This window comes from Pelagibacterium mangrovi (assembly GCF_036662815.1).
GTDB lineage: Bacteria > Pseudomonadota > Alphaproteobacteria > Rhizobiales > Devosiaceae > Pelagibacterium > Pelagibacterium mangrovi.
In genome coordinates, this window is sequence record NZ_JBAFXA010000009.1 from 201,668 (window position 1) to 225,429 (window position 23,762).

22 protein-coding genes, 1 tRNA gene and 1 riboswitch are annotated in these 23,762 nt (G+C 61.3%); of the genes, 13 read left to right on the top strand and 10 right to left on the bottom strand.

The genetic code is table 11. From position 1 onward, the window contains the following. Window positions 1-477: 477 nt before the first annotated feature. A complete protein-coding gene (locus V4T21_RS16535) occupies window positions 478-1,677 on the top strand; it encodes a hypothetical protein (protein WP_332718867.1) in 1,200 nt (399 codons plus the stop codon). Window positions 1,678-1,745: 68 nt separating this feature from the next. On the opposite strand, the gene V4T21_RS16540 is transcribed toward V4T21_RS16535, so the two are convergent. Both V4T21_RS16540 and V4T21_RS16545 read right to left on the bottom strand, forming a co-directional pair. Continuing rightward, window positions 1,746-2,009 (bottom strand): hypothetical protein, encoded by a 264-nt coding sequence (locus tag V4T21_RS16540; RefSeq protein WP_332718869.1) that lies wholly within the window; start codon window positions 2,007-2,009, stop codon window positions 1,746-1,748. Between the two features lie 162 nt (window positions 2,010-2,171). Beyond that, a tRNA-Gly gene (locus tag V4T21_RS16545) sits at window positions 2,172-2,245 on the bottom strand. A gap of 401 nt (window positions 2,246-2,646) precedes the next feature. Here V4T21_RS16545 and V4T21_RS16550 point away from each other — a divergent pair. From V4T21_RS16550 to proX, 3 genes are all read left to right on the top strand, one after another. After that, window positions 2,647-3,906 carry a quaternary amine ABC transporter ATP-binding protein gene (locus V4T21_RS16550; RefSeq protein ID WP_332718872.1) on the top strand — a complete coding sequence of 420 codons (1,260 nt, stop codon included), beginning with the start codon at window positions 2,647-2,649 and terminating at the stop codon, window positions 3,904-3,906. Further along, the gene (locus V4T21_RS16555) at window positions 3,899-4,828 is read left to right on the top strand and encodes an ABC transporter permease (protein WP_332718874.1); all 930 of its coding nucleotides are present in this window, start codon (window positions 3,899-3,901) and stop codon (window positions 4,826-4,828) included. Before V4T21_RS16550 ends, V4T21_RS16555 begins: the two co-directional genes overlap by 8 nt. A 122-nt stretch (window positions 4,829-4,950) precedes the next feature. Further along, window positions 4,951-5,979 (top strand): glycine betaine/L-proline ABC transporter substrate-binding protein ProX, encoded by a 1,029-nt coding sequence (gene proX / locus V4T21_RS16560; RefSeq protein WP_332718876.1) that lies wholly within the window; start codon window positions 4,951-4,953, stop codon window positions 5,977-5,979. 60 nt (window positions 5,980-6,039) lie between these two features. On the opposite strand, the gene V4T21_RS16565 is transcribed toward proX, so the two are convergent. Next, on the bottom strand, window positions 6,040-7,137 hold the full coding sequence (locus tag V4T21_RS16565; protein ID WP_440589668.1) for a 2'-deoxycytidine 5'-triphosphate deaminase: 1,098 nt from the start codon (window positions 7,135-7,137) through the stop codon (window positions 6,040-6,042). Between the two features lie 139 nt (window positions 7,138-7,276). Next, a riboswitch (SAM riboswitch) is annotated at window positions 7,277-7,358 on the top strand. Window positions 7,359-7,397: 39 nt separating this feature from the next. Here V4T21_RS16565 and metZ point away from each other — a divergent pair. The 4 genes from metZ to V4T21_RS16585 all read left to right on the top strand — a co-directional run bounded on the left by metZ (window position 7,398) and on the right by V4T21_RS16585 (window position 13,596). Next, window positions 7,398-8,606 (top strand): O-succinylhomoserine sulfhydrylase, encoded by a 1,209-nt coding sequence (gene metZ, locus V4T21_RS16570; protein WP_332718879.1) that lies wholly within the window; start codon window positions 7,398-7,400, stop codon window positions 8,604-8,606. A 289-nt stretch (window positions 8,607-8,895) separates the two neighbouring features. Next, window positions 8,896-10,341: a TrkH family potassium uptake protein gene (locus V4T21_RS16575; protein WP_332718880.1), complete on the top strand. Its 1,446-nt coding sequence runs from the start codon at window positions 8,896-8,898 to the stop codon at window positions 10,339-10,341. A gap of 127 nt (window positions 10,342-10,468) precedes the next feature. Next, window positions 10,469-11,653 carry an efflux RND transporter periplasmic adaptor subunit gene (locus V4T21_RS16580; protein ID WP_332718882.1) on the top strand — a complete coding sequence of 395 codons (1,185 nt, stop codon included), beginning with the start codon at window positions 10,469-10,471 and terminating at the stop codon, window positions 11,651-11,653. Continuing rightward, a complete protein-coding gene (locus tag V4T21_RS16585; RefSeq protein WP_332718884.1) occupies window positions 11,650-13,596 on the top strand; it encodes a MacB family efflux pump subunit in 1,947 nt (648 codons plus the stop codon). The genes V4T21_RS16580 and V4T21_RS16585 overlap by 4 nt, the downstream gene beginning before the upstream one ends. Window positions 13,597-13,617: 21 nt before the next feature. On the opposite strand, the gene V4T21_RS16590 is transcribed toward V4T21_RS16585, so the two are convergent. Genes V4T21_RS16590 through V4T21_RS16605 form a run of 4 tightly spaced genes read right to left on the bottom strand, consistent with a single transcriptional unit; the run spans window position 13,618 to window position 17,423 of the window. Beyond that, window positions 13,618-14,211 (bottom strand): hypothetical protein, encoded by a 594-nt coding sequence (locus V4T21_RS16590; RefSeq protein WP_332718885.1) that lies wholly within the window; start codon window positions 14,209-14,211, stop codon window positions 13,618-13,620. Between the two features lie 44 nt (window positions 14,212-14,255). Continuing rightward, on the bottom strand, window positions 14,256-15,242 hold the full coding sequence (locus tag V4T21_RS16595; protein ID WP_332718887.1) for an Hsp33 family molecular chaperone: 987 nt from the start codon (window positions 15,240-15,242) through the stop codon (window positions 14,256-14,258). A gap of 41 nt (window positions 15,243-15,283) precedes the next feature. Beyond that, window positions 15,284-16,204, bottom strand: a complete 921-nt coding sequence (gene argF / locus V4T21_RS16600; protein WP_332718889.1) for an ornithine carbamoyltransferase — start codon at window positions 16,202-16,204, stop codon at window positions 15,284-15,286. Between the two features lie 31 nt (window positions 16,205-16,235). Beyond that, window positions 16,236-17,423, bottom strand: coding sequence for an aspartate aminotransferase family protein (locus V4T21_RS16605; RefSeq protein WP_332718891.1), 1,188 nt, complete (start codon window positions 17,421-17,423; stop codon window positions 16,236-16,238). Between the two features lie 436 nt (window positions 17,424-17,859). On the opposite strand from V4T21_RS16605, the gene V4T21_RS16610 reads away from it, so the two are divergent. Together V4T21_RS16610 and V4T21_RS16615 are read left to right on the top strand one after the other, a co-directional pair. Then, on the top strand, window positions 17,860-18,414 hold the full coding sequence (locus tag V4T21_RS16610; protein WP_332718893.1) for a GcrA family cell cycle regulator: 555 nt from the start codon (window positions 17,860-17,862) through the stop codon (window positions 18,412-18,414). 187 nt (window positions 18,415-18,601) lie between these two features. Continuing rightward, complete coding sequence (locus tag V4T21_RS16615; protein ID WP_332718895.1) at window positions 18,602-18,805, top strand: hypothetical protein; 204 nt, start codon at window positions 18,602-18,604, stop codon at window positions 18,803-18,805. A 28-nt stretch (window positions 18,806-18,833) separates the two neighbouring features. Here the strand turns inward: V4T21_RS16615 and V4T21_RS16620 are convergent, their stop codons facing one another. Next, a complete protein-coding gene (locus tag V4T21_RS16620; protein WP_332718896.1) occupies window positions 18,834-19,271 on the bottom strand; it encodes a PACE efflux transporter in 438 nt (145 codons plus the stop codon). 12 nt (window positions 19,272-19,283) lie between these two features. After that, window positions 19,284-19,679, bottom strand: coding sequence for a DUF2798 domain-containing protein (locus V4T21_RS16625; RefSeq protein ID WP_332718898.1), 396 nt, complete (start codon window positions 19,677-19,679; stop codon window positions 19,284-19,286). A gap of 269 nt (window positions 19,680-19,948) precedes the next feature. Between V4T21_RS16625 and V4T21_RS16630 the strand changes: the two genes are divergently transcribed. From V4T21_RS16630 to V4T21_RS16640, 3 genes are all read left to right on the top strand, one after another. After that, window positions 19,949-20,332: a fluoride efflux transporter FluC gene (locus tag V4T21_RS16630; RefSeq protein WP_332718899.1), complete on the top strand. Its 384-nt coding sequence runs from the start codon at window positions 19,949-19,951 to the stop codon at window positions 20,330-20,332. Beyond that, a complete protein-coding gene (gene crcB / locus V4T21_RS16635; RefSeq protein WP_332718901.1) occupies window positions 20,329-20,730 on the top strand; it encodes a fluoride efflux transporter CrcB in 402 nt (133 codons plus the stop codon). Before V4T21_RS16630 ends, crcB begins: the two co-directional genes overlap by 4 nt. A gap of 64 nt (window positions 20,731-20,794) precedes the next feature. After that, on the top strand, window positions 20,795-22,027 hold the full coding sequence (locus V4T21_RS16640; RefSeq protein ID WP_332718903.1) for a glycosyltransferase family protein: 1,233 nt from the start codon (window positions 20,795-20,797) through the stop codon (window positions 22,025-22,027). A 3-nt stretch (window positions 22,028-22,030) separates the two neighbouring features. Here V4T21_RS16640 and V4T21_RS16645 read toward each other — a convergent pair whose 3' ends face one another. Then, entirely contained in the window at window positions 22,031-23,758 is a 1,728-nt protein-coding gene (locus V4T21_RS16645) for an ABC transporter ATP-binding protein (RefSeq protein ID WP_332718905.1), read from the bottom strand. Between the last annotated feature and the right edge of the window lie 4 nt (window positions 23,759-23,762).

A 23,762-nucleotide genomic window follows, 5' to 3' on the forward strand; every position in this document is an offset into this window, starting at 1 on the left:
GTCCCGAACCACCCGCTCGAAAGGGCGAGTTTCGGCGCCATAAGAGCGTTTCGGTCTAATCACGACTCGGATACTAGAGTACCAAAAAGAAATTACTAGAAATCACCTGTAATCCCGGAACATTTTAAGATTCTGACTTTTATGTGACAGAATCGTTGACACGTTTTGAACTCTAGAATACTAGAATTCGCATCACGGCCTCTGGGAGGAGATGCCGTCGAACTGCAAGTTTCGCTGCGTAAAGAACCGGCGAAAGCAATAATCCGCCTTTTCCTTCCAAATGATTCCGGCGCCCGCCCCGCGGGGTCGGCTTACGACGTCAGTAGAACCTGTCAAAGGAACATCGCCACGACGCTCGACTAAAATTTTTGACATACCTATCGGGAGGAGGACTGTATGGTAGATGTCTCGCGCAATTTGGAAGACAATTGCACAAAAATTCGCGCTCGCAATACTGGGCGCGCACGGCGGTTTTTCATGGGGATTTCCGCCTTTTCCCTGGGCCTGGCAATGACCGCCCCCGCATCGGCCGCAGATGCCGAAAACACCATAATGGCAACAGAAATCTGCGATGTATTCGGCGTTGCCGGCATCACCATATCTTCGGACGACACCTGTCTTTCGATTTCGGGCGTCATGGAATACGAGTTCGAATATGAGCGCGACGGCGATGACGAACTGTCGATCAGCTCCGAACTGGATTGGGAACTCCAGTTCGCCGCCCTGACCGCAACCGACGCCGGACGCGCCTCGGCCACGATCATGCTCGTGCCGGACGACGTCAGCGATCCTGATGGCGCCGTGGCTTTGGAGGAAGCCTATGTCAGCATCGGCGATCTCACCGTGCTGACCGCGGGTGCCGCCCCCACCATGATGCCGCAAGTGGGCCGCGACCAGTATATCCTTTCAAACCTTTCCGTCTCCCGCCCCGGCGGGCACTCGATCCGGGTTGAAAGCCTGATCGCGGAGGGATTTGCAGTCGGCCTGGGGCTGGAGGACCTCGAGAACGACGGCGCACTGGTCGGGCTCATTGAATATGAAACCCGGGAGATCGAGGCGGCTCTGGGCGGGTTCATCTACAATCTCTACGACATTTCCGAGACCGACGCGGATGCGGAATGGACGGTTTACGGCGATATCCTGTACGAGGTCGACGCCATCGAAGCCTTTCTCGCCTTCGTTGCGGGACACGAGGGGACCGATCTTGTCTCGTCGCTGGCGTATGATGTTGGGGAAGTCGTGCTCAAATCGGCCTATGGACTGGTCCATGAGGTCGAGGACGACACGCTTGAGCACGCTTTCGGGGTGGGCTTCGAATATGGGCCGCTCGATTTCGAAATCGCGTTCCTCACTCTCGATTTCGAAACACTGGGGCTCCTGTCGACGGTGGTTTACGAACTCAATTCGACAATGGAGATCGAGCTCGAATTCGAGATCGAGGATACGCTCACCGATTCCGACGGCGAAGGCCGACTGACGCTGATCAACGCGCTCACGGACGCAATGGAACTGGAAACCTGGGGCGGGTTCGAAACCGCAAGCGGCGACCCCGCACGCTACAGCCTGGGGGCCGAGTTGATCTACGAGCCGGGCGGCGACTTCGAAACCAGCCTGGGACTGGAACAATGGACCGACGGCGCCACCGTGATCACCGTATCGGCGGCCAAGGAATTCTGACGCAACCGATCAATCCCTCGAGGAATACTTCGAGGGATTGGCTTGCCTGGCCGCCTTGCCGGGCGGATCTATCGGCCGATCAAACCGGCCTCTACGCAATCGCCTCGCGTAAGGGATTCCAGCACCACGGTGGTCGTGGACAATCTGGCGACCATGGAAGGCCTCAAATCGGCGGCTTCGCGCACGCCGAGGTCTTCGAGATCCTCGCAATGGTCCACGACGAAATGCCAATCGCTGTCACTGACATCAATGCCGGCGATCGAATTTGCCGCCGCGGGTGTGGCACATATTGCAAAGATCATCGCGGCGGCGATGTTTAAGCGAATACTCATCGGTCCTTCTCTCCGAAACTGCTGCGAGCGACTTTCCATCAAAATCTCTTACGCGGCGCAGCCTCCGCGAAGCTAGAAAGCGGACCCTATAGGCAAAGTTCCGCCCAAAATAATTACATTCACGCAAGATTTGAAAGCGGGCGGGGAAAGCGCGCCTGACGATGGAGCGGGTGAAGGGAATCGAACCCTCGTCGTAAGCTTGGGAAGCTTCTGCTCTACCATTGAGCTACACCCGCCCGAGGCCACGTTTCGATTAGCGGAAATCGGGTTCCACTTTTTCGGCAAACGCTCCGGCGCCCGCTTGTTTGCGGCAAATCCGATGTGGCGTCAAGGGCGGGAACAGGGGCATGTCCACACCAATATCCGTGGCGGTTTTTATAACAAATCCTCTGCAATTCCGGGCACTACAGTGATATTTCCACATTCAACAAAAATTCAATTGCGGCGGAAAATCGGCATCAAAGGTTGATATCGGCAACCGCGGGCCTTATTATCGCAGATCAACAGCGCATATTCACTCCCTTATCTGGCAAGGATCGGACACGACCCTGGCTCGATGTCTTTTGCGCTTTGGAGTATTGTTACGAATACGCGCCGATATTTATTGTTGTCGGCGCGGTCGACCGCAAGGAGCCTCATGGCTGTCAAGTTATCCGCAAGGAACATCTATAAGATATTCGGTGAACGAACCGACGCCGCCCGCGAGATGCTCGGACAAGGCAAGACCAAGGAACAGATCCTCGAAGCGACCGGCGCCACGGTGGGCGTGCAGGACGCGAGCTTCGATGTCGGCGAAGGGGAAATCTTCGTCGTCATGGGACTCTCGGGTTCGGGGAAATCGACGCTCGTGCGTATGCTCAACGGGTTGATCCACCCCACTTCAGGCTCGATCATGATCGATGGAACCGATGTGGCGAACTGCTCGAAAGATCAGTTGCGGCGCATCAGGCGCGAAAAGATCGCCATGGTGTTCCAGCATTTCGCGCTGTTTCCCCATTGGAGCGTGGCCGACAACGCCGCCTACGGCCTCAAGGTCAAGGGCATAAAGCCGGACGAGAGGCGCGAGAAGGCCTTGAAGGCGCTCGAACAGGTGGGGCTTTCGGCCTGGGCCGACAGCCTGCCATCGGAACTTTCGGGCGGCATGCAGCAGCGCGTGGGCCTGGCCCGTGGGCTGGCGACCGGGCCGGAAGTGCTGCTGATGGACGAGCCCTTCGGGGCGCTCGATCCGCTGATCCGGCGCGAGATGCAGGACGAATTGCTGACGCTGCAGAAATCGCTCAAAAAGACCATCATCTTCATCACCCACGACCTCAACGAAGCGCTGCTTTTGGGCGACAAAATCGCCATCATGAAGGATGGCCGCTTCGTGCAGGTGGGGACGGCGCAGGAGATCGTCTCCAACCCCGCCGACGATTATGTGGCGGCCTTCGTCGCCGATATCGACCGGGGGCGGGTTTTCACCGCCGAGGACGTTTCGGGCGATGCCGCGCCGATGAAGCTCGGGGAAGACAGCGCCGAAGATGCGATGCGGGCGATGGAAGACCTCAATCGCAACGCGCTCTATGTGGTCGATGCCAAGGATAAAGTGGCGGGTGTCGTCACCTATCAGGATCTGGCGGCGGCAACGTTCGACGAGAACACCCCAAATCCGGTGCTCGAAGAGGTGATGCTCACCGAATTTCCCACCGCCGATGCCGACCAGCAATTGGCCGATCTTTATGGAGCGGCGAGCGCAGGCCTGCCCATTGCGGTGACCGACGAAAAGGACCGGCTGGTGGGCGTGGTCGAACCCGAGGCGGTGTTCGCGCAGCTTTCGGGCGATGGCGATGAAACCGCCGACGATACGCCCCCGACCGAAACCGATACGACAAACGAAAAGGAGAGTGCGCATGTTTAGTCCCGGCGACCTCCTGATCATCCCCTTCGATGATTGGATCAACGATTTCGTGCGCGGATGGCTGGTGCCCAATTTCCGGCCGGCCTTCCGGGCGGCGCAGGTGCCCATCACCATGGTGCTCAACGCGCTCGACGATTTCTTCAACTTCCTGCCCATGCTGCTCACCACCGGGGTTTTCGCGCTCGCCGCGTGGAAATGGGCGGGACGTGGCATGGCGATCTTCACGCTGATCGGCTTTGCCTTCATCGACATGATCGGGCTGTGGCCCGAGACGATGACGACGCTGGCGATGATCCTCACATCGGTGCTGTTCTGCGCCGTGATCGGGATACCCGCCGGCATCCTCGCGGCGCGGTCGAACCTTGTCTGGAAGGTGCTGCGGCCGGTGCTCGACATCATGCAGACGATCCCGAGCTTTGTTTATCTGGTGCCGATCGTGATGCTGTTCGGGGTGGGCATGGCGCCGGGGATCATCGCGACGATCATCTTCGCCCTGCCCCCGATCGTCCGGCTGACCAATCTGGGCATCCGCAATGTGCGCGGCGACCTTGTCGAAGCCGCGCAGGCGTTCGGATCGACCGGATGGCAGATGCTGATCGATTTGCAGATTCCGCTGGCGATGCGCACCATCATGGCCGGGTTGAACCAGACGCTGATGCTGGCGCTCTCGATGGTGGTGATCGCCGCGCTGATCGGCGCGGGCGGGCTGGGGCTGGTGGTCAACACCGGACTGGGCCGGCTCGACGTGGGCGGCGCGACGGCGGGCGGCGTGGGGATCGTGATCCTCGCCATCGTCCTCGACCGCATCACTCAAGGGTTCGGGGAAAACCAGGGCGATACCATCTCGCTGCGCCAAGTTCTGGGCAACCTTATCCGCATGAGAGGCACCCAGGAGATCGGCAAAACGGAAAAGCCGGCCTGATCGATTTTCCCATGACGCGGCGGCATCTTTGGCCGCCGCTTCTATCGCCCGCCTGTCGCGGGCTTCGCATGGCGGGCTTGCCCGTCCATTTGAGAACCAAAGAAAAGGAGACAAAGACAGAAATGTTCAGTCTCAAAAAGACCCTTGCAACCCTTTCCGTCGCCGCCCTCGTCGCGGCGGCTCCGGCCATCGCGCAAGCTCAGGACAATCCGGGCGAAGGCACCGCAATCATCCTGGCCCAGCCCACCTGGGACACCGGCTGGTTCCACACCGAAATCTACCGCCAGTTGCTGCAGGAGTTGGGCTATTCGGTCGATCCGGCGATCACGCTCGACAACCCGCCCTTCTACCAATCGGTGGCGTTGGGCGACGTGACGCTGTGGGTCGACGGTTGGTTCCCGCTGCACAACACCTATGAACCGATCTTTTCCCAAGGCGCCGAGATCGTGGGTGCCGTCGCCGAGGGCGGCGCGCTCGAAGGCTATCTCGTTAACGCTTCGGCGGTCGAGGAATTCGGCATCACCTCGCTCGAGGACTTCAAGCGCGACGACGTCAAGGCCGCGTTCGACCGCAATGGCGACGGGCTGGCCGATCTGGTCGCCTGCCCGCCGGGCTGGGGTTGCGAGATCAATATCGAGCATCACCTCGACGCCTATGACCTGCGCGATCACGTGAACCCGATCAAGGCCGGCTATTCGGCCTCGATGGCCGATGCCGTCGCTGCCTATGAGTCGGGTGAAAACATCCTCTATTACACCTGGACGCCGAACTGGACAGTGAACGAATTGGTGCCGGGCGAGGACGTGATGTGGATCGAGGTTCCCGAGGTCGACCTGCCCGAGGACCTGATGAACCTGGCGGATGCTGCGACGCTTGAAGGCGTCGAGGGGTGCGTCAACGATCCGTGCATGCTGGGCTTTCCGGCCAACGACATCGTGCCGGTAATCAATTCGGCGTTCCTCGATGAGAACCCGGCGGTCGGGGCGTTGCTCGAAGCCGTGGAAATTCCGCTCGCCGACATCTTCGCCCAGAACGCGGCGATGAACGAAGGCGATGACGATATCGAGGCGCAGGCCAGCCAGTGGATCGAAGACAACCGCGAGGCTGTCGACGGTTGGCTGGAAGAAGCTCGCGCAGCCGCTGCTTCATAAGCAGGCGGATGGTCCGAAATGACGAAGGCCGGGGTTCGCCCCGGCCTTTTTACGATCCGCTCAGGGATAGGCCTTGAAGTGCTTGGAGAGCTTGAGGCTCTGGGCCTGATAGTTGGAGCCCAGCGCCGAGCCGTAGAGCATATCGGGGCGCTCGGCCATGCGCTCATAGATCAGTCGCCCGATGGTCTGACCGTGGCCAAGCAGGAACGGCACCTCGCGGCTGCGCACTTCGAGGACAGCCCGCGATCCGGTTCCGCCGGCGGCAGAATGGCCGAAGCCGGGATCGAAAAAACCGGCATAGTGGACGCGGAATTCACCCACCAGCGGGTCGAAGGGGACCATTTCGGCGGCGTAATCGGGCGGGACGTGGACACTTTCGCGCGAAACGAGAATATAGAATTCATCCGGATCGAGGATCAGTTCGCCCGAGCCGCGATTGACGAGTGGCTCCCAGAAGTCGAGGACGTCCAAGGCATCCTTCTTGTCCACGTCGACCACGGCGGTGTGGCGCTTGGAGCGGAAGCCGACAAGGCCGTCGCGGCCTTCGCCCACGAGGTCGATGGAAAGCGAGATCCCCTCGCCCACGTCCATATTGGGATCGAACACCAGGGTTTCAGTCGCGTGCACCGATTTATGCTCGGCGGCCGAGAGACGCGCGTCGCCGACGCGGAAGCGCATCTGTGAGAGGCGCGAGCCGGTGCGCACCAGCACAGGAAAGGTGCGTGGGGAGATTTCGAGATAAAGCGCGCCCGTATAACCGGCGGGAACCGTATCGAAACTGCGCGCGCCGTCGGCGATGACGCGGGTGAAGATATCGAGCCGGCCGGTGGAAGATTTGGGATTGGCCGAGGCGCTGACCTCTTGCGGCAGGGCGAGGGTTTCGAGCAGCGGGACGATATAGACGCAGCCGCGTTCGAGTACCGCGCCCCTTGTCAGGTCGATCTCGTGGAGTTTGAGGCTTTCGATGCGCTGGGCGACCGTCATTCCGGGGCCCGGAAGAAAGCTCGAGCGCACGCGAAAGGCTTTTTCGCCCAGGCGCAGATCGAGACTTGCGGGCTGGATCTGGTCGCTATCGTATGGCCGGTCGGCGCTAATGGCGCCCGCATCAGACAATTGGGTTATCAGCCGGGCGGAGAATATTCCGGTGGGCCAGGTCATGCTCATTGGGCCTTTTCCCCCTTGTTCGGTATGCGCGGCGAGTTTGGGGCCACTGCCGGATGCTCCGGTTGGGCTTAGCAAGCCTGACGATTGACGCCAAGCGGGATTTGGCAGTAAGTCAGTGGTGACTGAGCCTAAGGGTTCGGTCGGTGGTGATTTGGCCGGTCCGATTGCAGGCCACCTAAAATATCGTCTGCTAAAGAGACCAGTTTGAACCGGCCGCTGCTTGCGCGCCGGTTTTTTGTTTTTCGAGGTATCCCATGGCTGACAAGACCGCCAATCCGCTCAACGACCCCAAGCAGCGCAAGGCGCAGACAATGTTGGTGCATGGGGGCATGGAGCGCAGCCAGCATGGGGAGACCTCCGAGCCGATCTATTTCAATTCGGGGTACGTCTATCCCACATCGGACGGGGCCGAAGCGCGGTTCAAGGGTGAGGAACCCGGCCACATCTATTCGCGGTTTTCCAACCCCACCGTCGAAACGTTCCAGCAACGGGCCGCGCTGATCGAGGGCGCGGAAGCGGCCCGGGCGACCGCGACGGGCATGGCGGCGGTGACGACGGCGGTGATGAGTCAGCTCAGGGCCGGCGACCATGTGGTGGCGGCGCGGGCGTTGTTCGGCGGATGCCGGTTCGTCGTCGAAACCTATATGCCGCGCTGGGGCGTGGAATCGACGCTGGTCGACGGGCGCGACCCTGAAAATTTCGCGCGCGCCATGCGGCCCAACACCAAGGTGGTGTTCGTCGAGACGCCCACCAATCCGACGCTCGAACTCGTCGATCTCAAGGCCGTTGCTGAAATCGCCCATGCGGGGGGGGCAGTGCTGATCGTCGACAATGTGTTTGCGACGCCCATCTGGCAGAAGCCGCTCGAATTGGGCGCCGATCTCGTCACCTATTCGGCCACCAAGCATATCGACGGCCAGGGCCGGGCGATGGGCGGGCTGATCCTGGGGTCCAAGGAATTGATCACTGGGGATATCCATACGATCATCCGCCAGACCGGGCCGTCGATTTCGCCGTTCAATGCCTGGGTGCTGTTGAAGGGGCTGGAAACGCTGCCGCTGCGGGTGAAGGCGATGACTGAAAGCGCCGCGCGGATCGCCGATTTTCTCGCCGACCACCCCAAGATCGAGTCGATCAGCTATCCGCATCACAAAACCCATCCGCAATATGATCTGGCCAAGCGGCAGATGAGCGGGGGATCGACGCTGGTGGCGTTTACGCCCAAGGGCGGCAAGGCTGCGGCGTTCGCTTTGGCCGATGCGCTGGCGGTGATCGCGATTTCCAACAATCTGGGGGACGCGAAATCGATAATCTCGCATCCGGCGACCACGACCCATGAGCGCTTCACCGATGAGGAGAAGGCGCAGATGGATATCACGGCGGGGCTGCTGCGGCTTTCGGTGGGGCTGGAGGACGGTGACGATCTGATTGCGGATCTGGCGTTTGCGTTGGATCAGGTGTGAGGCCATCGAGGATGAGGGTTGAGGCAAGCTCAGCACACCCCTCATCCGACCTTTCGCTTTTCAAGCGAAAGCCCACCTTCTCCCTCAAGGGGAGAAGGGTAGCCTTTGGCAGCGTTTCGGCAAAAACGCCAATGCCGCCAGGGGAGCCCCCCTCTCCCCTTGAGGGAGAGGGGATGGGGGTGAGGGGTGCGCTGAGGTGGCCGATGTCCTTTAGCATTTGTGGTTCCCAATTCCCGCCCCGACGAGAATCCGCTAATCTCGACGCGATGCGCATGAAGGCAGGAAGGCAATGGATTTTCGCACCATCTTTTCGGCCGTCGGGGCGCTGACAGCGGCGCTGGGCGTGGCGATGCTGTTGCCGACGCTGGCCGACCTCATAGCCGGGCATCCCGATTGGCAGGTTTTCCTCACCGCGTCGCTCATCACCACCATTTTCGGGGCCGGGCTTTGGGCATCATCAAGCGGGCGCAGGTCCGAGCTCAATCTGCGTCAAGCATTTCTCATGACGGTGACGATCTGGGTGGTGCTGACGCTGTTCGCGGCGCTGCCGCTTTATATGTCCGATCTGGGGCTGAGCTTTACTGAAGCGCTGTTCGAGGCGATGTCGGGGATCACGACGACGGGGGCGACTGTAATCACGACGCTGGATACCTCCCCGCCCGGTGTCCTGCTCTGGCGCGGGTTACTGCAATGGTTCGGGGGGCTTGGGGTGGTCGTGATGGCGATTGCGGTGCTGCCCATGCTGCGGGTGGGCGGCATGCAGATGTTTCGGGCCGAGGCGTTCGAAACGCCCGATAAGATATTGCCCGCCGCCGCCCAGATCGCCAGCGCGATGACGGTGATCTACTGCATACTGACCTTTGCCAGCGCGGTGGCTTATTGGCTGGCGGGCATGGAGGCCTTCGACGCGCTCGTCCATGCGTTCTCGACAGTGGCGACGGGCGGGTTTTCGACGCGCGACGCTTCGCTGGGGGCGTTCGAGGAGCCGGCGATCCACTATGTCGCTGTCGTCTTCATGATCCTGGGCGCGCTGCCGTTCGTGCTCTATATCGGCGTCCTGCAGGGACGGCTGGCGCAGCTTTACGGCGATTCACAGGTCCGGCTTTTCCTCATGCTGCTGGGCATCGCCACGTTTGGGGTAACGCTGGTGCTGATCGCCAGGAACATCGCCAATGGAGAGGAAGCGTTCCGCGACGCGCTGTTCTCGGTGGTGTCGATCATGACCGGAACGGGGCTGGGGATTGCCGATTTTTCGGCCTGGGGTTCGCTGGCGGTGATGATCTTTTTCGTCATCATGTTCATCGGCGGGTGCACGGGGTCCACATCGTGCGGGATCAAGGTGTTCCGCTTCCAGGTTCTGGCGCGCGACCTTTATCAGCATATACGGCAGATCATCTTTCCTTCGATGATCTACATCAAACGCTACAATGGCCGGCCAATGCCCGACAGCGTTTCGACATCGGTGCAGAGCTTCGTTTTTCTCTATTTTTCAAGCTTCCTCATATTGTCGGTGCTGCTGTCGCTCTCGGGGCTCGATCCGCTGGACGCGCTGGGGTCGGCGGCGACCGCCATTTCCAACGCCGGGCCGGCCCTGAGCCCGGAACTGGGGCCGGCGGGCAATTTCGCATCGCTTTCGGATGCATCCAAATGGCTGATGACCATCGGGATGCTGGTGGGGCGGCTCGAAGTGATGATGATCCTTGTGCTTTTTACCCCACGTTTCTGGCGGGCGTAGACGCAACCTAACGGAATCGTCAGCTTCATTACCAAATTCTAAGGTTACCCGGAGTTCGAGACGCCTTATTGTTTGGGTATCGCATCGGAATGTCCGGCGTTTTTCACTCAACAGCGGTCTTGCGCCCTTGAAGATCTTCATTCGTCTCATCGTTTTGGTTCTGATCGTCGCCGTCGGTTATTTCGCCTGGCAGTATTTCATGGCGCCAGCGCCCGCTGCCGAGCCGCGCACCACGCCGGTCGAACGCGGCTCGGTGGAACAGACGGTGCTGGCGACCGGGATTTTGGAGGCGAATTCGCTCGTCAATGTGGGCGCGGAGGTTTCCGGGCGCATCAATACGCTCCATGTCGGGCTCGGCGACGAGGTCGAGCAAGGCGATCTGATCGCGGAAATCAATTCGCTGGAGCAGGAAAACGCTGTGCTGGCCGCCGAAGCGGCGCTGGCCAGCGCGGAGGCGCAAAAGCGCATCCAAGAGGCCAATGCGCGGCAGGCCGAGCAGACTTTAGCGCGCTCGCAGCAATTACGGGACCAGAACCTTATTTCGGCCTCGGCGCTCGAAGAGGCGGAGATCGCCGCCGAGGTGGCGCAGGCACAGGTCGAGCAGTTCGAAGCCCAGATCCTTTCGGCGCAGCTCCAAGTGGCTTCGGCCAATCTCGATCTCGAACGGACTCGGATCACCGCGCCATCGGCCGGCACGATCGTGGCTGTGCTGGCCGAACAGGGCCAGACGGTCAACGCCAATTCGGAAGTCCCCACCATCGTGCGGATCGCCGATCTCGACACCATGATCGTCAAGGCGGAAATCTCCGAAGCCGATGTGCCGAGGGTCTCGCCGGGGCAGCGGGTGTATTTCACCATTCTGGGCGAGCCCGACAACGAGATCGGGGCGACGCTGATCGATGTGGAGCCGGCGCCGGAATCGATCAATTCGGAAACCACCGAGACGGCGACGGCTGTCTATTACAATGGCCGGTTCACCGTGCCCAATCCCGACCGGCGGCTGCGTATTTCCATGACCGCGCAGGTGACCATCGTGCTCGATGAGGCCGAGAACGCGCTGATCGTTCCTGCTTCGGCGCTGACGACTGGACCAAATGGGGCGAGCGTCAGGGTGTACGACCCCGCATCGCAGGTGATCGAGCGCCGTCCGGTGACGGTGGGGCTCAACAACAATATCGATGCCGAAATCGTCGAGGGGCTGGCCGAGGGCGAACTGATCGTGGCCGGAGGCGTATCCACCAATGTCGCCGCGGCTGGCGGTGGAGGACGCATGATGGGCGGCCCGGTGATGATGAGGGGACCGGGGGGATGACGCGGCCGATCATATCGATCCGCTACCTCCGACGCGAGTATCAGGCAGGCGACGAAAAGCTCGCGGTGCTCAAGGATATCGATCTCGACATTTTTCCCGGCGAGATGGTGGCGATCATCGGTCAGTCCGGGTCGGGCAAGTCGACGCTGATGAACGTGCTCGGCTGTCTCGACGATGGCTGGACGGGGAGCTACAGCTTTGCCGGCAAGGACGTGCGCAAGCTGTCGCCCGACGGGCTGGCCGAACTGCGGCGCGAGCATTTCGGGTTCATCTTCCAGCGATACCAGCTTCTGACCGAACTCGACGCCGTCGAGAACGTCGAGGTGCCCGCCGTCTATGCCGGCGCGGCACGGACGGCGCGGCGGCAGCGCGCGTCGGACCTTCTGACCCGGCTGGGGCTGGGCGAGCGGCTGGAGCATCGGCCATCGGAGCTTTCGGGCGGGCAACAGCAGCGCGTTTCGGTGGCGCGGGCGCTGATGAACGGCGGCGAGGTGATCCTTGCGGACGAGCCGACCGGTGCGCTGGACTCGCGTTCGGGTACCGAGTTGATGGCGCTGCTGGCCGAACTCAATGCCGAAGGGCACACGATCATCATCGTCACCCACGATCCCGAAATCGCCCGGCAGTGCCAGCGGGTGGTCGAGATCAAGGACGGGGTGATCATCTCCGACGGCTACAATGACGAGCGGACGGCGCCCCTGCCCGCCGGGGATGCGGCGGTGCGGCGGGCGCCGAGCTGGCGGGCGGGGATCGACAATTTCGCCGAGGCCTTCTCGATGGCGGTGCGTGCGATGGGCGCGCACCGGATGCGCACGTTCCTCACCATGCTCGGCATCATCATCGGCATCGCCTCGGTAGTTTCGGTGGTGGCGCTGGGGCAAGGCAGCCAGGAACAGGTGCTCGAACAGATTTCATCGATCGGGACGAGCACGATCAACATCTCGCCGGGCGTGAGCCCCGCCGAACGGCGCTGGGGCAATATCCAGACGCTGACGGAAGCCGATGCGGCGGCACTCGCCGAAGAGGACTTCGCCGACAGCGTTTCGCCGCAGGTTTCGGCCAACGCCGATGCGCGGTTCAGGAGCGTGACGGCGGGCGCGTCGGTGACTGGGGTCGGCGCCGATTATTTCCGCACTGCCGGGCGCGATTTCTTGGCGGGGCAGTCTTTCGGCCAGGCGAGCATCACCGACCGGGCCCAGGAAGCGGTGATCGACGAGACCGCCGCCGAAACGCTGTTCGGAACCACCGATCCGCTGGGACAGGTCGTCATTCTCGACAACGTGCCGGTTCGGGTGATCGGCGTGGTCGAGGACGAGACGATGGGGTTCGGGTTCGGCAATAACATCAATGTGTGGGCGCCCTATACCACGGTTATGGCGCGGCTATTGGGCCAGGCCCATCTGGGCGGCATCACGGTGCGGGTCGCCGACAGCGCCGACATGGCGGAAGCCGAGGAGCGCATCACGGCGATCCTCTCCCAGCGGCACGGGACCGTGGATTTTTCGCTCCAGAACACCGACACGATCCGCGAGACGATTCAGAGCACCAGCCAAACGCTGGCGCTGCTGATTTCGATGATCGCGCTGATTTCGCTGGTGGTGGGCGGGATCGGAGTGATGAACATCATGCTCGTCTCGGTCTCGGAGCGGACCAAGGAGATCGGGGTGCGCATGGCAGTGGGTGCGCGGCGCAGCGATATCATGCGCCAGTTCCTGATCGAAGCGGTACTGGTGTGCCTGGTGGGAGGGACGGTGGGCGTGGTGCTGTCTTTCGCGTTCGGGCAAGGGCTGACGCTGATCCTGCCCGACGCGCGGCTCGCCTATTCCACAGCGACGATCATCACGGCGTTTGTCTCGTCCTCGTTGATCGGGATCGTTTTCGGCTTCATGCCGGCGCGATCGGCGGCGCGGCTCGATCCGGTCGAGGCGCTGGCGCGGGAATAAAGGCTCGCTGACGGGCGCTGCCTATAGGTTGGGCACACGATACTCCCAGACCGTCCAGCCGACCTCGGCAACGAGAGCGGCGAGCGCGAAAACTGCATGGAAGCGCAGCGAGGCGGTGCGGATGGCGACGAGGCACAGTCCGATCAGCACCAGATTGCGGATCGGGTAAAGGATACCAAGGCTTTGGAAATAATCCCAGCCCTTGATCGCGGTGTCGATGAAATCGGCGCCCAGGTTGAGTGCGAGGATTGCAAAGAACCAGTGCCGGCGCCTGATCAGATAGGTCGCATACCCATCCCCTCCGCGCAGATCGTCGGGAAACAGCAATGCGCAGAGAAAAAAGAACGAGCCGGTATAAGCGATCAGAAAGAGATAGGACCACAGCGTCCAATCGGTGACCCTGACAAGCTGGACCTCCCACCACCAGAAAGTGACGATGGCGAAAAACAAATACGCCACCCAAACGATGTGGGTGAGATAGATGCGCCGTTCCTCAGCGGTCTGAACGAATTTGGCGAGGCCGGCAAACAGCCGGCCCAGCGCCAGTCCGAGCACCATGCCCATGATGGTGCGGATATAGATATGAAGCTCTGGGCCGATATCGGCAGCTTCCATCTCGCGTCCCCCCGGTTGCCCCCAAGCCGAGGCCCGAACGACCCTTAGAACTGGTTGGGATTGAAGTGATAATGGGTCGAGCAGAACTCGCACACAACCTCGATCTGGCCGTCGACCACCATGTCCTTGCGGTCTTCGGGGGTGAAATCGTTGATCATCTGTTCGACACGCTCGGCAGAACAGGTGCAGCGCTCGACGAGAATCTGGGGATCGAAGACCCGCACGCCGGTCTCGTGATAGAGGCGGAACAGCAGCCGTTCGGACGAAAGATCGGGATCGGCGAGTTCGGCATCGGTGAGGCTGTCGAGCAGCACCTTGGCCTCGGTCCAGCGGTCGTCCTCCACGAAATCGGGATCGGCGGTTTCGTCATTTTCGAAATCGCCGTCGCCGGGGAGATCGGGCATCATGGACTGGCCGTGCTCGGGCAGGTGCTGCAGCAACACGCCGCCCGCCCGCCAGACGGGACGCGCCTGTCCGCGCTCGGAATGCTCAGCAACTGCAAGGCGAACCCGGGTCGGGATCTGCTCTGACTGCATGAAATAGGTGTGGGCGACCTCTTCGAGCCCCTCGCCTTCGAGTGCGACGATGCCCTGGTAGCGGTCCATATGGGCGCCCTGATCGACGGTGAGCGCCAGGATGCCCTTGCCCAGCAGGTCCTCGGGCTTGGTACGGCCGGCCTTTTCGGCTTCCGCGAGCGCGTCATCATCATAGCGCGCATAGGCGCGCAGCCCGTCGGGCGTGTCGAAATCGACGACGAGCAGGCTCACGGGACCATCGGTGCGCGACTGGAGGATGAAGCGACCATCGAATTTGAGCGAGGAGCCGATCAGCGCGGCGAGGGTCACCGCCTCGCCCAGAAGGCGGGCGACGGGCTCGGGATAACCGTGGCGCGAGATGATGGTGTCGAGCTCGGCTCCCAGCCGGACGACGCGGCCGCGGCTATCGAGGTTTTCGAGGGTGAACGGGACGGCAACGTCGTCTCCGCTTTCGGGCCTGTCCAGCCCGAACTGTTCGAGAGAGGTCTGGCTCATCTCTTGTCCTAACGTTCGTGGTGGCGCTTGCTGAAAGCGCCCTAAATCGCTTCGATCCCGAAGGCCCAGCAGAGAATGGCCTTCTGGATGTGCAGGCGGTTTTCGGCTTCGTCGAATACGACCGATTGCGGCCCGTCGATCACCTCATCGGTGACCTCGTCGCCCCTGTGGGCAGGCAGACAATGCATGAAGAGCGCCCCGGTCGCGGCGTTGGAAAACAATCTGGTGTTGACCTGGAAGGGTTTCAAGATGCGGCGGCGCCCGCCCTCATCGGTATCGCCCATCGACACCCAGGTGTCGGTGATGACCAGATCGGCATCGGAAACGGCGGCCAGCGGGTCGGTGCTCAGCGTCACCGCATCGCCCACTTCGGCGATGTCGGACAACAGTCCCTGATCGGGCCAGTATTCCTTGGGGCATGCGATGGCGAGCGTGTTGCCGAACAGTGCCGTGGCGTGAACCCAGGATGCCAGCACATTGTTGGAATCCCCGATCCAGGCGACTTTCTTGCCTTCGATCGAGCCGGCGTGTTCCTCATAGGTCATGATATCGGCCATTACCTGGCAGGGATGGGAGCGGCGCGTAAGGCCGTTGATGACCGGCACGCTGGAAGCTCCCGCCAGATCGAGCAGATCGTCATGGGAGAGGATGCGGATCATGATCGCGTCCACATAGCGGCTCATCACGCGCGCCGTGTCTTCGATGGTCTCCTCGCGGGCGAGCTGCATTTCCTGGCCGGTCAGCATCAATGTCTGCCCGCCGAGCTGGCGCATGCCCACATCAAAGGAGACGCGGGTACGAGTGGACTGGCGCTCGAAGATCATCGCCAGAACCTTGTCCTCGAGCAGGCGCGGCCGCTCGCCGGCCTTCAGGCGCTTCTTGAGGTCGTGAGCGAAATCGAGGATGGCCCGAAGTTCGGAATGGGAAAAATCCTTGAGGTCGAGAAAATGTCTCGCGGTCATAATCGGATGTCCTGGAAGCGATAAAAGGGCGCTATTGCGCGGCGCTGGCCGTCTGGGCTTCGTATTCGGCGAAGGCTTCGGCAAGGATGCGCACGGCCTCCGTGACGTCGTCCTCGGTGGCGATCAGCGGTGGCAGAAGCCGCAGCACGTTGTCGCTGGCCGCTACGGTCAAAAGCTTGTGCTCGCGCAGGCGCTGGACGAAATCGCGCACCGGCGGGGTGATCTTGATGCCGGCGATCAGCCCCCTGCCCCGCACTTCGGTGACGTATTGGGGGAATTTCTGCATCAGTTGATGCAACTCGTGGGCAAGAACCTTGCCCACAGCGTCGACATGCTCGAGAAAGCCGGGTTCGAGTATCCGATCGAGCACGGCGTTGCCCACCGCGCAGGCCAAGGGGTTGCCGCCATAGGTCGAGCCGTGGGTGCCCGGGACCATGACCCTGGCGACCTCTTCGGTGGCAAGGCAAGCGCCAAGCGGGAAGCCGTTGCCGATGGCCTTGGCCAGCGTCATGATATCGGGCGTAACGCCGGACCATTCATAGGCGTTGAACTTGCCCGTACGGCCATAGCCGCACTGGACTTCGTCGAAGATCAACAGCAGACCGTTCTTGTCGCACAGCGCCCGCAGGCCCTTGAGATAGCTGTCGGAGAAGGCGGTGACACCGCCCTCGCCCTGGACGGGCTCGATGAGGATGGCGGCGGTCCTCTCGTCGATCAATGCTTCGACGGCGGCAAGATCGCCCGGCTTTGCGTGCTTATAGCCCGGCATAGGGCCAAAACCCTCGGTATAGGCCGGGTTGCCCGCCGCCGCGATGGTCGCCGTGGTGCGGCCGTGGAAGGAGCCCGAAAAGCCGATGATATCGACGCGGTCCTTTTCACCCTTGTCCCAGAAATAGCGCCGCGCCGTCTTGATGGCGCATTCGAGCGCCTCGGCGCCCGAATTGGTGAAGAACACCTTGTCGGCGAAGGTGATCTCGGTGAGGCGCCGGGCGAGCTTTTCCTGCTCGGGGATAACGAAGATGTTGGAGGTGTGCCAGACCTTGTCGGCCTGGGCCTTGAGGGCATCTGTCACGTGCTTGTCGCCATAGCCGAGCGCGTTGACAGCGATGCCGGCGGCGAAATCGAGATAGGCGGTGCCATCCTCCGTGAACAATCGCATGCCCTCGCCCCGCGCAAAGGCGAGTTCGGACCGGGCATACGTGCCATAGAGCGCAGACATTGGATTTTCAGCCTTCTCGTTGAATGAAAAATAAAAGCGCGCGAGGGGCGACCCAGGCACGCGATACACGCGCCTGCTTATGCTGGCCGGAGGGCAAAAAGTCAATTCTGTGGCCCCGATTTGCGGGGCGGAGCGGACTTGACTCACCGCTGCCACATTGCTGATTCAATAAGGGCGCGCAAACTGGCCTGTGCGCTCCTTGCAACAGGCCGCGCCAATCGCCCACCGGCATGAAAATGAACTGGGATAAACCGGGGAAAGTATTTGCCCGGCCCTTGCCACCGATTCCGCCGCCCGTGTAGTATGACGGCATTGGGAACACGATATCTCGTGTGGCGAACCCCATCATCATACGACAGCTAGTATGCCGGCGGTCAATGGCGTTTGCCCGCACGCTAGAAGACTCTATTCAAGAATACGGCCTGGAGCATAATCGATGACCTGGACGGACGAGCGCGTCGCACTCCTCAAGAAACTCTGGATGGAGGGGCTCAGCGCAAGCCAGATCGCGGCCGAACTCAGCGGCGGGGTGACCCGCAACGCTGTGATCGGCAAGGTTCACAGATTGAAACTTTCGGCACGCGCCAAGCCCACGAGCGTCGCCCCGCGCGCCAAGGCGCCGCGCCCCGCCGCTCCGCGCCGACCATCGGCCCCGTCGGGGCCTCGCGGAACGGCATCGGTAGCGGCAAGCGCCGTGAGCCAGCGGCGGACCACCTCGGCCCCGACCATCGGCGCCACCGCGCTCAAGATCGAAACCGAGATGGACATGGAAGTGGCGGTGGAGACCACGGCAAAGGTGGCCGAACTCTTCATCCCCGTCGAAGAGCGCATTTCGCTGCTGCAGCTCACCGAAAAGACCTGCAAATGGCCGATCGGCGACCCGATGAGCAGCGAATTCCACTTCTGCGGACGGGATTCGGAAGAAAGCAAGCCCTATTGCGAATTCCACTCGCGGCGGGCCTATCACCAGATCGACCGTCGGAAGCGCTGAGCGTTTCAACGACGGAAATATCAAGGCTCCGGCGTTTCGTCGGGGCCTTTTTCGTGTTCGGTGACCATAGTTTCTCCGCCTTCACATGCCATGTTGATGAACGTGGCCGCTTGACGACGTGCGGACAACCGGGCTTTTATTTGAAGGATCAGGGGCAAGAACCAAAAATATCGCAGGGAGATGCGCTATGAAACTCTTGCTTGCCGTAGATATCGCCGACCGGTTGCGTGACGCAGAGAAAGACAGGCGGCGGCCTTTCGACATCGAAACCGAGGCGCGCGCCTTGCTGGCGCGGCACCCCGAAGCCCATGTGAGCGTCGACGACATCGTCGCCACCATGCGCTCGCAAATGCGCGGATATGGGCGGTGGGAGCAAATGCCGCCGCGGTGACGATAGCCAACCGCAGCGGCATGATATTTTAGCTGGACGCCTCAGCGCGCTGCCATTCGGGCAGCGGGAAAGCCTTGTCGTAAGCGAAGTTGAAGACGAAGGCGTAGGCCATGTAGAACAGGGCAAAGCTGATATCCATGACTAGTGCGTGCATGAGCGAGATGTTCAGATACCACGCGATAAACGGCATGAGGACGATCAGCAGCCCCACTTCGAACAGCACCGCATGGATGATGCGCATAGGCACGGTTTTGAGCGTGCTGCCGCGCGTCCGCCGAAGAATGGTGTCGAAAATCAGATTGTAGATGTAGTTCCACACCATCGCGAGCGTGGCCGACACGAGCCCGACGACGCCGATATCGTGCATGGGCATGGCAAAGACCAGCGCGCCGAGCGGGATGACGAGGATGAGGCCGAAGACCTCGAACAAAAGGGCATGGCGGACACGGTCCCAGGATGTACGCATGGTTCAGAACTCCTAATTCAAGACCTTGCACCCGCGCCTCGAAAAGCGCGGGGTGGGGTTTTCGGGCCGTCCCGAACGATACCCATTGTGGGAGAGGTCGTCCTCGTAGAATACAGGGTATTTAGTACCAGGGCCGCGAAAGTCAATATGAAGGGCGCCCAATCCGGACGCCCTGTTTTTACGCGCGTCTTGTGCCGGTGACCTTGTGGGCCAGGGCAAAGCCCACGCGGCTCGCGACCATCGTGAAAATAAAGGCGATGGCCAGGCGATGATGAACTGGCCGGGCCAGGCCATGAGCCATTCCATCGTCAGCCCGAGCTGAAACAGGCTCATGATGCCCGACATCGAAATGGCCATCTGAAACGTGATGAACAATTGGGCGAGGAGAAGGGTCTTTTTATCCGTCATGGCAATTTCCAACAGGGGTCGGCAACTGACGGGGACGCGTCTCCGCTCAGGCACCAACCGGATCAAAGGGTGGTGCCGCGGGTTCGCTTTAAGCGACTGTATCCTGGGAAGAACAGGGGCCGGAATAACCAAACCGGCCTCAGAATTTTTTCGGCTCTCGGTGAATATGGGCAGGCAATGCGCAAGTCAAGCGCCCCAATGCGCCGCCATGGCTCGACAGAAGCGCGGAATCGCTGTGATGTCGATGCATGTGGGATGCGGTGATTTCAATGCTGCTGGTTGGTACAGGCGGCGCGGCGGGGGCGGTGCTGCGCTACCTCGTTTCCGCATGGTCCGGCCGTGCGCTGCGCCATGATGCGCTCGGCATCTTCGTGGCCAATCTTTCCGGGTGCCTGGTCATCGGGGTGGCGGGTGGAATGGCCGTCGAGGCGGATGGAAGGCTATTGGTCGATGGGGCGGCGTGGTTGCTGCTGGTGACCGGGCTGATCGGCAGCTACACGACGGTTTCGAGCTTTTCGTTGCAAACGCTGGCCATGCTGCGGACGAAAAGAACCGGGCTGGCGCTGGTCAATATCGCCGGATCGCTCCTCTTTTGCCTCAGCGCGACAGTGACCGGGTTTGCCATTGGATATGGCCTGGGGGCGGTGCTTTGAGGGGCGATAAACTGCTCTGGGCCGTTGCCCTTGGAGGAGCGATGGGTGCGCTGGCGCGGTTCGGCGTTTCCATGGCCGCGCTTGCCACGCTGGCCGATTGGGCGATGGCCGGCACGCTGATCGCCAATGTGGCTGGATCGCTGGCGATCGGGTTCGTAGCGGCATGGGCGGCGCAAAGACCGGTAACACCCTGGCTCGAAGCGCTGCTGATTACGGGGTTCTGCGGCGGCTTTACGACGTTTTCGGCCTTTTCGCTGGAAACCGTGACGCTGATCGTGGGTGGGGATTGGGGCAGCGCGGGGGTTTACGTGGCAGTCTCGGTGGTCTTGTGGCTGGCCGCTGTGTGGGCCGGATGGGCGGCAGGCGAACGGTTCTTTGCGCCGAGAGCGGGTGGCTGACCACACCAAATCTTAAATCCGCTCGTCCATAAGCTTTGCGACATGCTTTGGGGGACGAAGGATCATGTTCAGCCGCATAAACGCCATGGGCGTTCTGTTCGCGATCGCGGCGCTGATGGCGCTGGCACTGGCTGGCGGGGTGGTGCTTTATGCGATCCTCGAAGATCCCGGCTCCAACAGCTATGCGCTTCTGGCAGAGGCATTCCTCAACGGCAGGCTGGATACGACAACCTGCTACGATGGGGATTGCGCGCGGTTCGAGGACAAGATTTTCGTCATGTTCCCGCCGGTGCCGGCGATCGTCGCCCTGCCCTTCGTTGCCCTGTTCGGGGTGAATTTTTCCGGCTTCGTGCTGCTTTCGGGCGTAGCGTTCGCGATTTCGGTGTGGCTGTGGTGGCGTATTCTGGAGGGACTGAACGTCGACCGCGATGTGGCGGTCTGGCTTCTGCTGGGCATCGCATTCGCCACGCCCCTCTATTTCGTAACGATCCGCGGGGACGGGATATGGTTCTTCGCGCAGGCCATCGGCTTCACGTTCACCTCGCTGGCCATTCACCAATTGGTGCGTGGGGGGAGCCTGATTGTTGCTGGCGCCTGCATCGGGGCGGCGTTCCTGTGCCGGCAGATGGCGGTTTTTTACCTGCCGTTTCTCTTCGCGCTCTCGCTCGACCGCTTCGAGCCGCTGATCAGTTTTTCGCGCGACCATATCGTGCGGGTGCTCAAGCTCGGATTGCCGGTGGCGGTCGCGGTTCTGGTCTATCTCGCCTATAATTACCTGCGCTTCGGCGATCCGATGCAGACCGGTTATCCCTATATGATCGGCGCCGATATCGCCGAAGGCGGGTCGATGATCAATTATCGGCTGGCCGAGCATGGGCTGTGGTCGTCGGCGTATCTGCTGTTCAACACCGTCTATATGTTCCTCCAGGGGTTTCATCTGGAGTTCGGCGGCAATTCGATGGTCGATCCGGTCGGGCTCGATGCGGCTGGGACCGCGATATTAGCAGCGAGCCCGTTCGTGCTGTTTGCCTTTTTCGCGCCGATGCGACGGCCGGTGCTGATCGGAATCGCGACGATATTGGTAATCGCGGTGCCGACGCTGTTCTACCACTCAAACGGATATTCGCAGTACAATGTGCAGCGCTATGCGCTCGATTGGCTGCCGATCGTCTTCTATTTGTTGGCGTTGGCGCTGAGCGATCGCGACGTCAAGGGATTGGCACTGCTGGTGACCTATGGGATCGGGCTCAACCTCGCGACCATGGCGTTTTTGGCGCTGGGTTTGGCGGGGAGTTAGCCTCTATTCCGCAGCCCAGGCGCCGAATTGGGCGTTGTGCAGGCGGGCATAGGCGCCGGATTTTTCCAGCAATTGCTCGTGGGTGCCTTGTTCGGCAATGCGACCGTCCTGGACGACGACGATCCTATCGGCGTTGCGGATGGTGGCCAGGCGGTGGGCGATGACCAGCGTGGTGCGCCCCTCCGACAGCGCAGCAAGGGCCTGCTGGATCTGCATTTCGGTTTCGGTATCGAGCGCCGACGTCGCCTCGTCGAGGATGAGGATCGGCGGGTTCTTGAGGAAGATGCGCGCAATGGCGAGGCGCTGCTTCTGGCCACCCGAGAGCTTGACGCCGCGTTCGCCCACCATGGTGTCGAGCCCGTCGGGGAGCTGGGCAATGACGCCATCGAACTGGGCCTTGCGAGCCGCTTCCATGACCTCTTCGTCGGTGGCGCCGAGGCGGCCATAGGCGATGTTATCGCGGATCGAGGTGCCGAACATGAAGACGTCCTGCTGGACGATGCCGATCTGATTGCGCAGCGAGTCCTGGGTCATGTTGCGGATGTCGATGCCATCGATGGTGATGGCGCCGGTATTGATTTCGTAGAACCGGGGCAGGAGCGAGCAGATGGTGGTCTTGCCAGCGCCCGAGGGGCCAACGAGCGCGACGGTTTCGCCGGCGCGGATATCGAGGCTGATATCGCGCAGGATGGGCCGGTCGGCGGAATAGGCAAAGCCCACGCTATCGAAAGCGATATCGCCACGCAGATGAGCGATCTTCTGTGCGTCCGGAGCATCGACGATATCGGGTTCGGTATCGACGAGTTCGGTGAAGCGTTTGAAACCGGCAATGCCCTTGGGATAGCTCTCGATGACCGAGATGATCTTGTCTATGGGGCGGAACAGCACCGTTACCAGCAGCAGGAAACCGACGAATTCGCCATAGGTCATTTCCCCCCACATCACGAGGGCAGTACCGGCCAGCATGACGAGCAGCTGGACGAAGCTCTTGCCGAGATAGGAAATCGAGACCGAGGCGGTCATGATCTTGTAGGCTCGCAGCTTGGTCGCGCGGTAATTCTGATTGTCACCCTCGAACAGCGAGCGCTCATGGGCCTCGTTGGCGAAGGCACGCACGGCGCGGACGCCGCCGATGGATTCTTCGATACGCTGGTTGAAATCGCCGACCCGGCTGTAGAGCTTCTTCCAGGTCATGGTCATGGCGCTGCCATAGCGGAAGACGAGGAAAGCCGAGATCGGGACGATGAGCAGGGTGAGCGCGGCGAGCTTGAGATTCATCAGCGCCATGATGATGAAGGCGCCGATGAAGGTCATCACCGCGATGAAAACATCCTCGGGCCCGTGGTGGGCGATTTCGCCCACATCCTCGAGATCCTTGGTGACGTGGGTGATCAGATGCCCGGTTTTCTTGTTGTCGAAATAGCGGAAGGAAAGCTTGTGCAGATGATCGAAAGCCTGGCGGCGCATGTCGGTTTCGATGCCGATACCCAGCGCGTGGCCCCAATAGGTCACGATCGACATCAGCGCCGCGTTGAACAGATAAATGACCAGCAACCCGCCCGCCACGACGAGAATCCAGAACCAGTTCTCGCTCGGCAGAAGCTGGTCGACATAGAGCTGGACGACCACGGGGAAGCCAAGTTCGAGCAGACCCACCAAGACTGCGCAGCCGAAATCGAGGGCAAACAGGCCCTTATAGGGGGCATAATAGGAGAAGAAACGGCGCAGCATATCG